This is a genomic window from Halorubrum alkaliphilum (genome assembly GCF_017873815.1).
GTDB classification, from domain to species: Archaea; Halobacteriota; Halobacteria; order Halobacteriales; family Haloferacaceae; genus Halorubrum; species Halorubrum alkaliphilum.
Genome location: NZ_JAGGKQ010000045.1, coordinates 1 through 8,874, shown reverse-complemented (window position 1 = coordinate 8,874; position 8,874 = coordinate 1). Strand labels below are relative to the sequence as shown.

Here is an 8,874-nt window from a genome sequence, read left to right as displayed (position 1 = left end):
GGCTGGTGAAGTACGCTGATCCAGAGTACTACCAATCGTTCCTTGACGAACTGCTCCAACGATCGACCAAAACAGCAATGAGCTGTGAACTCTCAGTTGAGAGCACCAGAGGCAAACTCTAGACCGCTTTGCAACACGACCGAAGTTTTGGAGTGTGACGACGCATCGTGAAACGAGTGGAGGGTGTTTATCGGGGGAGAACAGACGAAACGAGGGGTGTGGGTTCGAGCCTCGCGATCACGCTCTCTGGTGCTCGATGCGGACCCGGTACTCATTGACGAGCGTGACAGACGTGCGACGGCCACGCGTCACGACCTCTCAGCGACCGGCGTCGTGCAAATTCTCCTTCGCGCATCTGACCGGGAAGAAGTCGATTTCGAAGCGGAAGTTGACGCGCTCCAAGAGGCAGATTTTGGATCTCGGACGAGTTGTTCCAACGCGCTCTCGAGACGGACGTGGTGTGAGCGGTATTTCGCTCACGGATCGCTTCCGAACTGAAACCCAACCCACAAGATCGTGTGTTACCGATCGATACGTCAGCAGCGACGGAGTGGGCAGGCGTGACGGGTGCGACCGAACGGACTCATAAGCGGTCACTCCGTGGGGGCGATCCGATCGAAGACGGTCTCGTAGACGGCGAGGACGCTCGGGAACGAATACTCGTCGGCGACGTGCTCGCGGCCGGCCACGCCGTACTCACGTCGGTGGTCGACATCGACGAGGAGATCCTCCACCGCTTCCGGGAGGCTGTCAGTCGAGCCGGCGTGGACGCCCACGGGCTCTTTGTCGATTACGCCGTGAAGGGTGTAGTGCAGCGAGACGACGGGCGTCTCGTAGCGCCACGCTTCGAGAAAGACGTTGCCGAAGCCCTCGTAGTCTGAGGTGTTGACGAGCAGCGCCGCTTGTCGAAAGTACTCGTGAATCTCATCAGGGGGGACGAACCCCTTGAAGTTGCAGTTCGGGATGGTCTCGGCGCGGCGCTCAACCCGGTCGTAGTAGTCGGGATCGTCGTTGTCGTGGGGGCCGACCATGACGAACTCCCGATCGGGGAGGGCTTCGGCGAGGTCGAGAAAGCGCATCGGTTTCTTCTGGTCCTCGTTCATGCGGCCGACCCAGAGGACGGTCTCGCGGTCGGCGTGGTCGATCAGATCGCTCTCGGGCGGGAGGTCGTAGCCACAGGGGACGACGGTGGCGTCGACGCCGTGTTCGTCGGCGAGGAGGTCACGCTGGTAGGGGGTGAGCGCACAGACGGCGTCGGCGCTCCGGATCGCGGCGAGGTAGCCGCGGCGGAGGAGCGGGTTCATCTCGGCGAGGTGGCCGGGCTCGACGTTGGAGTCGTTGGCGACCTGATAGCAGAACGCGCCACGGCCGACTGTGCGCGTGAACAGCGCAGTCACCATACAGAGGAAGGGGTTGCCGCGGACGTAGTGGAGGTCGGCGTCGACCTCACGGAGTGCAGCGAGAATCCGGGCGGCCTTACGCGGGGCATTTTGGACGCCGCGGGTATCAGGGATCACGCGCCGGACGTCGATTCCTTCGACCGTCTCGCGGCGCAGCGAGCCGTATGCGCGGGTGAGTACCGTCACGTCGTAGCCGCGGTCGACGAGCGCGGTCGCGATCTTGTACTGTTGGCGTTCGGCCCCGCCCGCGCCCGTCTCGATCCCGGACCCGAGGTAGGTGTGGAGCGTATCCGAGACGAAACAGACGTGTGGGCGCATATGGAGAAGTATTAGAGATAAAACTCGGCGGTCGATCTCAGCCCATCACTGAACTCCCAGCCCGGTTCCCAGCCGAGGGACCGGAGCTTACTCGCATCAAGTGAATATCGCTGATCGTGGCCCGGCCGGTCCTCAACGAACTTGATCTGCTCTTCCGACCCACCGACCAGATCGAGTATCTCGTTCGTGACTTCGAGGTTCGTCAGTTCCATATCGCTACCGACGTTGTAGACTTCTCCGGGAGTCCCATTTTCAAGAACAGCCATGATCGCCCGACAGTTGTCCTCGACATACATCCACTCGCGAACGTTGGATCCGTCTCCGTATACGGGTAGGTTCTCACCAGCGGCAGCACGAGTGATGAACTTTGGGATGAGCTTCTCCCGATGCTGACGGGGTCCGTAATTGTTCGAGGATCGAGTTATGAGCACTGGGAGGTCGTGTGTCGTGTGATAACTCAATGCAAGTAGATCTGCGCTCGCTTTCGTTGCAGAGTACGGATTTCGTGGATCGAGTGGAGCATCCTCCGCAACACTTCCGGACTCGATGGTTCCATACACCTCATCGGTCGATATCTGCACGAACCGCTCAATGTCATGGGCTACTGCAGCATCGAGAAGTGTTCGGGTTCCGTCCACGTTCGTCGAAACGAACGGCTCCGCGTCCTGAATCGACCTATCGACGTGTGACTCTGCCGCGAAGTTGACGATCACGTCCGATTCGGACACGAGCTCGTCGACGAGTTGTTCGTCACGGATATCTCCCTCAACGAACCGATGACGCTCCGAATCGAGCACGTCAGAGAGGTTCCCAGTATCACCCGCGTACGTTAGTGAGTCGAGTGTCACGACGTGGTGATCCGTGGTATCGAGGATGTGATGAACGAAGTTGGAGCCAATGAATCCGGCACCACCGGTCACGAGCAGTCGCATTGATCTGAAGGTACGTCGTCACATATAAATCACTATCTATCAGAGCGATGAATATGCGGCTACTCGTTGTCGGGGGCAACGGATTACTCGGCAGCAACGTTACCTCCGTTGCACTCGACCGAACGGATCACGTCGTTACCACCTACCACTCCTCCGAGTCCGGGTTCGACTGTCCGAGTTATCAGCTGGATATTACCGCCAGCGCAGATGTCGACTCAGTTATCTCGGATGTTCAGCCCGATGCAGTCGTCAACTGTGCAGCGATGACGGATGTCGACGGGTGTGAAATCGACCCGGAGCGGGCACACGCAGTCAATGCGGAAGGTGCCGGTAACGTTGCTTATGCAGCCGAGCAGGTTGGTGCGGACCTGATACATACGTCCACGGACTACGTATTCAACGGGTCTACGAACTCCGCGTATTCCGAGGAAGTGGATCCGAGTCCGTGTCAGGAGTACGGTCGATCGAAACTGGAGGGAGAACGATTCGTACGAGAGGTTCACTCCGATCCATCGATCCTCCGATTGTCTTTCGTCTACGGTCGTTCATCTCCTGACGGGGCCTTATCAGGATTCCCGGCATGGGTCCACGGTCAAGCGATTGAGGGTGTAGAGATCCCGTTGTTCACCGACCAGTACGTCTCTCCCTCGTATGCTTGGACAACCGCCGAAACGATACTTGACCTGCTCGAATCGGACCACAGCGGGACATTCAACGTCGCCAGCGACTCCTGTGTTACACCGTTTGAGTTCGGTAAAACCATCCTTCAAGAGGCAGGATTCGATGATTCGAGGGTACGAAAGGGATCGATGGACGATGTGGAACGTGACGCGGAGCGGCCACGACACACCTGCTTAGACGTAACTCGTATCGAGGAGCTCCTCGGTCGGCCCCAGCCTACACTTCGGGAAAACGTCGCGGAGCTGTTTTAGAGCCGGTACTGCTCTTTGTTATCCAAATAAAAGGAGCGGTCGTCTTCGGACAGATCATCGAATCGTAACACGGACTCGCAGCCGGTCCCAGGACATTTCATGATCCGATTGTCTTCGAGCTCGTTCGCGGCGACCACGGTGCCACAGTCCGGACATTCGAGGGTTATAATTCGCATGATTACAGCTCAAGTTGTGAGTTCTCGCCGATTATAAGTCGTCGACCTTCCGGTAGTCGGCCTTCCGCGCTGTTGATCGCGGCACCACGACCGATCAGGCTGTCGATGATACGTCCACTCGTCGTGATTTCGGTGTTTCCGACCACGACGCTGTTTTCGATGTGGGCGTTCGCAATGGTGGTGTCGACTCCGACCGCGGTGTATGGACCGACGTACGTCCCGGCTTTGATCGTCGTGTTCTTGTCGATCGATACGGGACCGCGGACCACCGATCCGGATTCGATAGTCGCTGACTCCGCCAAGTCGACGCGTCCCTCTACCTTGGCACCGTCCTCGATCGACCCCGCGCGTTTCGCGTCGAGGTCTTCGAGCACTAAGCGATTTGCTTCGAGCACGTCTTCCGGTTTTCCCGTGTCCTTCCACCAACCTTCGACGACCTGTGAGTCGATCGCGCCTCCATCGTCCAGGAGGTACTGGATCGCATCAGTGATCTCCAGTTCTCCGCGCCATGAGGGTTCGATCTCTTCGATAGCGTCGAAGATACTCGGCGTGAACACGTAGATACCGATCAGTGCGAGGTTCGACGGCGGATCGTCCGGCTTTTCGACGAGTCGTGTCACTCGCCCAGCTTCGCCGACCGCGGCGATCCCGAACTGCGTCGGGTTATCGACTTCCTGTAACGCGATCCCGGCATCGAACTCTCCGCCTTGGAAGCTCTCAACGACGTCGACGATGCCGCGTTTGAGCATGTTATCTCCGAGGTAGACGACGAAGTCGTCGTCTCCGACGAAGGATTCGGCGCAGCCGACCGCGTGAGCGAGCCCGAGCGGTCGCCCTTGAACGATGTACGTGATCTCGACGCCGAGGTCGCTTCCATCGCCGAGGAACGACTGGATCTCGTCTCGGCCTTTGTTCCCGAGAATGACCCCAATCTCGGTGATACCCGCCTCACGGAGGTCCTCGATCGCATACTGTATCACGGGCTTGTTCGCGACCGGGACGAGCTGTTTCGGGCCCGTGTGTGTGATCGGGCGCAGACGCGAACCGGTTCCACCGGCGAGAAGCACACCCTTCATTCGTGGGGTTCACCATCCCAGTCAAACGGGATTTTGTCAGTATCGTGTGGAAGTCGCTCTTCGTCGGGATCCTCGTAGTCGTAGAGGTTCGTCGGGAAGTTCACGAGAAGCGCCTGTTCGTTGCCGATTACTTTGAAGCCGTGCCAGCACGCTCCGGGGATCCGGACGACCTGCTGGTTGTGTTCGCCGATAACGAACGTGTTCACCTCGCCTTGCGTCGACGAGGCGTCGCGGTCGTCGTATACACCGACTTTGATCCGTCCCTGTGGGCAGACGAAGTGATCGATCTGTCCGCGATTATGTCGGTGCCACGCTCGGATCACTCCGGGATAGCTCATCGAAAAATACGACATAGAGGGTTCGGGATCGTACTCATCCCAATCCTCACGAAACATCTCAACGAGGTGCCCTCGTTCGTCTGTGTTTACTTGGAGATCACGGGTTTCGACGTCCTCAATCATTTGTGTTCCCCTATTAATTCAGTATAATATAAGACCTGTTATCACATCATATGAAGTAACAGTTTACGAGAGGAAGATATAGAAATAAATAGGTTACCCTATGTGAATCAGGGTCGTGTTAACTTAAGCATCGATTCCAGCAGACGGCGAAGGCTCGGAGCCATGATTCTGCCGCCGTTGGCTCCGCGTTTCTAAATGTATTTGAAAACGAAGAGGTTCTTCGTTTTACTTCTCTAAAGACACGTTCGACAGCATTTCGATTTCCATGGCGAATGACTTGAAATCGGAGCGAGGTTCGCGAAAGTGCAGCTGTGAGATGTCCGCCAGCGTCAACGAGAAACTGCGCATTATCAACGTGGTGTTTCTCCCTGAGATCTTGAAGAAACACCAAGGTGAATTGTTGGTTTTGGACGGGAAATACGTCAACATGGAGGAATTCGTTTGTACGAGGATCCACGGCGGCATACAGCCAGAATCTATCTGAGTCGATCTGAATCGCAGTCTCATCGACCGCGACGCGATTCGGGCTCGCACCGTCAGATGGCTGTAGATCGGCTTTTTGAATCCAGTTGTGAATTGCTGTTCGGCTTCGCTCGACACCCAACTTCTCAAGATATTGTTTGGTATTCGAAAGTGATAGTCCGGCAAGATGGAGTTGAATACCGGTTTCAATGATCTCGTGGGGTGTCCGCTCTCGCTCCACAAACTCCAAGTCTATCCATTTAGTAGAGCCGTTGAGGCGGTTGGATTCGGACATAGATCATTCGAAACACCGACCGCCTCGTCCTTAACTTAACACCGCCTGAATCAGCATGTACAGAATATAAGTGTCTACATATTTGACTCTTATATATGGGATCCAGTAAAGTTGGGTATTTTACATTCAACGAGAAACCTTGGTCAAATCTATTAAGAAGACAGGTAATTGAAGTTATATTTCAATCTAATAGATTGACAAATAAGGATATAATTCTTGTATCGTTTCTCCCATTCTATGAATATTTACGTAATAGGAGTAAGATTTCTAACCTGAATAGAGAGTTACAGGAAGAAAATATACGATTTATAACTATTCCAACACCATTTCCCATTCCAATATATACTCGTGATAAGGGATGGACAAACAGATGGAGATATGATTGGATACGGATGGTTGTCGTACTGCTGTATTCCATCCCGTTCATATTATATCTGGAGATTAGAGAAGGAATTAACACGTTCCATTGTCGGTCATATCCCATATCGATATCTGTGCTAACAATAAAATACATAAATAAAGATATAAGACTGATATTTGATCCAAGATCAGATTTTCCCGAAGAGAACATAACCCGCGGGAATTGGTCCAAGAAGTCATTGAGTTATAAGATGTGGAAAAAATTGGAAAAACAACTGTGTATTCACTCAGATTATGTTATAGCAATCTCAAATACCTACGACCAACATTATAGAGATATATATAATGATGTTAAAACAAAAATAATCCCAAACAATGTAAATACCAGTGAATTTTCGCCGGAGAAAATTAGAGATAGGTCGATTAGAGAAAATCATAATATCGATGACTCTACAACTCTTATCTGTTATTCTGGTTCAATGTATAAAAGCTTGTGGAATAATCCAGATGAATATGGCTGTGTGATAGAGAAGTTGTTAGAGACAAACTACAATCTGAAATTTTTATTCCTCATACCCCCAGATTCAAATGGTTTATTACGGAGAAAATTAAAAGAATATAGTATTAGTAGAAAAAATTATATAATTAAAAACCCAGACTTTGAGCAGGTCCCTACGCTACTGTCTCAAGCAGATCTGGGATTGTATATCTTAGATAACGCATCTATAAGAATTGGAACGAAGTTCGTCGAATATTGTTCAGCAGGTCTTCCTACGATCGTAAATCAGAATGTAGAGGGTGCCGCAGAGATTATACATAAAAATAATCTCGGCTGTGAGATATCACTCCATTTTAACAAAAATGATTCATACTGCCCCTCCGAACCTCTATCAAAAGACAATTTAAAACAAATCGGCGAGGTTATTTCCAATAAAAAAGAAATATCCGAGAATTGTAGACAATTCGCGAAAGAAAATTTTGACACCACGAAGATTGCAAATAGTTATGCTGACATATATTAGTTAATCACTATACAGCAATTTTCTACACGGTGCTGTTTTTAATTATATCCACAATTTTTGGGCCAGTGACACTATAACAGTAGTTATCCTCAACAATATTGTGCCCATTCACGCCCATAGCGTTTCGTTTATCCGGATTGTCACAAAGATCAAGTAATGAATTTATCCATTGAGCTTGTGAATCGGCGAGATATCCATTCACACCATTATCAACGAGATCTCGATTTACACCGACTGGAGAGGCAACCACGGGTTTCCACATACCCATGTACTGAATCAATTTGAATCCACACTTGCCTCGCGTCCAGGGTGTGTCATGAAGAGGCATAATCCCGACATCGATATCACGAAGATCATCAACCTCAGTCTCTTCGGACCACTCTCGGACCTCATACGGAACACCGGGTAATGAAACATCACCGGATCCGATCAATCGAACCTCAATTTGACGCTGATCGGCGATTCGACGAAGTACGTCACTCAATTCTTCGACATAATGCGATGTCGAGGGTGAACCGATCCAACCGATCACAAATGGATTCCCATTTTGTTCAGAGGGTTCAGTGGGATATTGATCTAAGTCAATTACGGTAGGGATGATTTCAGTTGATGGTGCTCCTGCCTGACGAGCTCTTGAAGCGAGGTATTCATTACCCGCAATGACCATCTCCGAATTTCGCATTACTACGTCAATCTTCTTTCCTAAAATATATTCGACCAAATAATTGTCAGACAGATCGTAGTTGTGGAATATAGCATCGTCAATATCTAAAATGTATCTGATGTTTACCGAAGAAAAAAGTCGTTCAACAACCGCAGGGAGATACGGAAATAGTTCTTTCTGTAAGAAGACTAAATCATACGAATGTGCTGAAAAAAGATCATAGATTCGTCTAACATAGCATTTTACGATGTGGCTTATTTTTCTATTACCATTCTCGAACAGGTCTGTTAAATATTTGTTAGTAAATAACGACTCATATGAACATTGAATTCCTTCTTTTTCCAGATAAGGAAAGTATTTGAACGCCCGATATCGGCTGCTAGCACCCTTTCTATCGTATTTTGTGAGAAATAAAACGGATATGTCTGTCATAGACTATCGGCTTAGGATCTCACTTGCAGTAGCTTGTATTCTGGACTTTCCATATCGTGTATGTCGAGTCCATAATAATCAAACGAGCGATTTTTATTAGCTCGGTCAACACGTGTGGATATGGTCGTGTCAGCTGTTCTTACCGCACTTATTTTACTTCTACTATTCTTGAGATTATATGGACCCAAGGCGTATCGGCTTGCTGCCTTGCTCGCATTCTGTGGCCACACCTTTGTAGCAGTATTCATACTCAGTCGATCACATCGGGTTTGAGTGAAAGTGTCTGCTTGGGAAGAGTGTGGAACCTACCGAAGCAGACAACGAGATAGAAGAAGAGCATCTTC

General features: G+C 51.0%; 9 protein-coding genes. 2 read left to right on the top strand and 7 right to left on the bottom strand.

From position 1 onward, the window contains the following. Positions 1-593: 593 nt before the first annotated feature. The gene (locus J2751_RS15200; RefSeq protein WP_209487276.1) at positions 594-1,718 is read right to left on the bottom strand and encodes a glycosyltransferase family 4 protein; all 1,125 of its coding nucleotides are present in this window, start codon (positions 1,716-1,718) and stop codon (positions 594-596) included. A gap of 11 nt (positions 1,719-1,729) precedes the next feature. After that, complete coding sequence (gene rfbB, locus J2751_RS15195) at positions 1,730-2,650, bottom strand: dTDP-glucose 4,6-dehydratase (RefSeq protein WP_209487274.1); 921 nt, start codon at positions 2,648-2,650, stop codon at positions 1,730-1,732. A gap of 53 nt (positions 2,651-2,703) precedes the next feature. On the opposite strand from rfbB, the gene J2751_RS15190 reads away from it, so the two are divergent. Continuing rightward, a complete protein-coding gene (locus tag J2751_RS15190; RefSeq protein ID WP_209487272.1) occupies positions 2,704-3,582 on the top strand; it encodes an SDR family oxidoreductase in 879 nt (292 codons plus the stop codon). On the opposite strand, the gene J2751_RS15800 is transcribed toward J2751_RS15190, so the two are convergent. The 4 genes from J2751_RS15800 to J2751_RS15175 all read right to left on the bottom strand — a co-directional run bounded on the left by J2751_RS15800 (position 3,579) and on the right by J2751_RS15175 (position 6,052). Continuing rightward, positions 3,579-3,758 carry a hypothetical protein gene (locus J2751_RS15800; protein WP_321168752.1) on the bottom strand — a complete coding sequence of 60 codons (180 nt, stop codon included), beginning with the start codon at positions 3,756-3,758 and terminating at the stop codon, positions 3,579-3,581. The genes J2751_RS15190 and J2751_RS15800 overlap by 4 nt on opposite strands. Before the next feature lie 2 nt (positions 3,759-3,760). Further along, positions 3,761-4,834 (bottom strand): glucose-1-phosphate thymidylyltransferase, encoded by a 1,074-nt coding sequence (locus J2751_RS15185; protein ID WP_209487270.1) that lies wholly within the window; start codon positions 4,832-4,834, stop codon positions 3,761-3,763. After that, positions 4,831-5,295, bottom strand: a complete 465-nt coding sequence (locus tag J2751_RS15180) for a dTDP-4-dehydrorhamnose 3,5-epimerase family protein (RefSeq protein ID WP_209487269.1) — start codon at positions 5,293-5,295, stop codon at positions 4,831-4,833. The genes J2751_RS15185 and J2751_RS15180 overlap by 4 nt, the downstream gene beginning before the upstream one ends. Before the next feature lie 118 nt (positions 5,296-5,413). Continuing rightward, the gene (locus J2751_RS15175; protein WP_209487268.1) at positions 5,414-6,052 is read right to left on the bottom strand and encodes an IS6 family transposase; all 639 of its coding nucleotides are present in this window, start codon (positions 6,050-6,052) and stop codon (positions 5,414-5,416) included. A 95-nt stretch (positions 6,053-6,147) separates the two neighbouring features. Here J2751_RS15175 and J2751_RS15170 point away from each other — a divergent pair, with 95 nt between their 5' ends. Beyond that, the gene (locus J2751_RS15170; protein WP_209487267.1) at positions 6,148-7,434 is read left to right on the top strand and encodes a glycosyltransferase family protein; all 1,287 of its coding nucleotides are present in this window, start codon (positions 6,148-6,150) and stop codon (positions 7,432-7,434) included. 22 nt (positions 7,435-7,456) lie between these two features. Here J2751_RS15170 and J2751_RS15165 read toward each other — a convergent pair whose 3' ends face one another. Further along, positions 7,457-8,530, bottom strand: a complete 1,074-nt coding sequence (locus J2751_RS15165; protein ID WP_209487266.1) for a glycosyltransferase family 4 protein — start codon at positions 8,528-8,530, stop codon at positions 7,457-7,459. Positions 8,531-8,874: the final 344 nt, after the last annotated feature.

Excerpts from the sequence above, each read along its gene's own strand:
- J2751_RS15800 (WP_321168752.1), bottom strand. The coding sequence starts at position 3,758 with ATGCGAATTATAACCCTCGAATGTCCGGACTGTGGCACCGTGGTCGCC.
- J2751_RS15180 (WP_209487269.1), bottom strand. The coding sequence starts at position 5,295 with ATGATTGAGGACGTCGAAACCCGTGATCTCCAAGTAAACACAGACGAA.
- J2751_RS15175 (WP_209487268.1), bottom strand. The coding sequence starts at position 6,052 with ATGTCCGAATCCAACCGCCTCAACGGCTCTACTAAATGGATAGACTTG.
- rfbB (WP_209487274.1), bottom strand. The coding sequence starts at position 2,650 with ATGCGACTGCTCGTGACCGGTGGTGCCGGATTCATTGGCTCCAACTTC.
- J2751_RS15185 (WP_209487270.1), bottom strand. The coding sequence starts at position 4,834 with ATGAAGGGTGTGCTTCTCGCCGGTGGAACCGGTTCGCGTCTGCGCCCG.
- J2751_RS15165 (WP_209487266.1), bottom strand. The coding sequence starts at position 8,530 with ATGACAGACATATCCGTTTTATTTCTCACAAAATACGATAGAAAGGGT.
- J2751_RS15200 (WP_209487276.1), bottom strand. The coding sequence starts at position 1,718 with ATGCGCCCACACGTCTGTTTCGTCTCGGATACGCTCCACACCTACCTC.
- J2751_RS15190 (WP_209487272.1), top strand. The coding sequence starts at position 2,704 with ATGCGGCTACTCGTTGTCGGGGGCAACGGATTACTCGGCAGCAACGTT.
- J2751_RS15170 (WP_209487267.1), top strand. The coding sequence starts at position 6,148 with ATGGGATCCAGTAAAGTTGGGTATTTTACATTCAACGAGAAACCTTGG.